Below are 737 nucleotides of genomic sequence, written 5' to 3' on the forward strand. Positions count from 1 at the left end.
GAAGCAGGCGGGGGAAGCGGGTTTCTTCCGGCTCCGCAGTGACGGCGCGCCGGCCGCGAAAAACCCGTTTCCCGTTTCACGTGAAGCAACAAACAAGAAGAAGTTGGCCGCGGCCAACTCAGTCGCTGCCCTCGAAATTTGCGCCGCCGATCAAACGACAAGCGAGGAGCAAGCAGTTGGCCGCGGCCAACTGTGCCTGCCGGGGTTGCCCGAAGCTCTTGATTCATAAGGGTTCTTGGAATGGTTACCGAATCATGTCACTTTCGATACGGATTTTTAGCAATTGCTGCGTAAAAAGCGCATCGAAAGGGGAAATCGATGTTGCAGAATCAAAACGTATCGACGGCCATTTCTTCCGATGCACGGATTTCACACCATGCACGGCAGCTGTCTATGCAGTTGCAGTTGCTGCGAGAGCGCCTATTCCCGCCGTCCTCGCAGAAGATGCTAAAAACGTTCACCTCTGGTGAGGCGGCTCAGATCGTCGGAGTCTCAGACGGCTACCTTAGACAGCTGTCGCTGGACGGCAAAGGCCCTTCGCCGGCTGTCTCGCCGACAGGAAGACGCTCGTACACCCTCGAACAAATCAACGAGCTGCGGAAATACATGGCAGCCGCCAAACCGAAGGACGCCATAACATATCTGCCGTGGCGAAGGAGCGGCGACAAGCTTCAGACGATCGCCGTTGCCAATTTCAAAGGCGGCAGCGCAAAGACGACTACATCAATCTACCTGGC

At 56.2% G+C, this 737-nt stretch carries 1 protein-coding gene and 1 pseudogene; both read left to right on the forward strand.

Going from position 1 to position 737, the window contains the following annotated elements; genetic code table 11:
* A partial coding sequence (locus EOA86_RS39170) for a hypothetical protein (RefSeq protein ID WP_164892428.1) occupies positions 1 to 229 on the forward strand: 229 nt, incomplete at its 5' end.
* Positions 230 to 321: 92 nt separating this feature from the next.
* A pseudogene (locus EOA86_RS37050) lies at positions 322 to 737 on the forward strand (MerR family transcriptional regulator); the annotation flags it as partial.

Source organism: Mesorhizobium sp. M5C.F.Ca.IN.020.32.2.1 (assembly GCF_004023105.1).
GTDB classification, from domain to species: Bacteria; Pseudomonadota; Alphaproteobacteria; order Rhizobiales; family Rhizobiaceae; genus Mesorhizobium; species Mesorhizobium wenxiniae.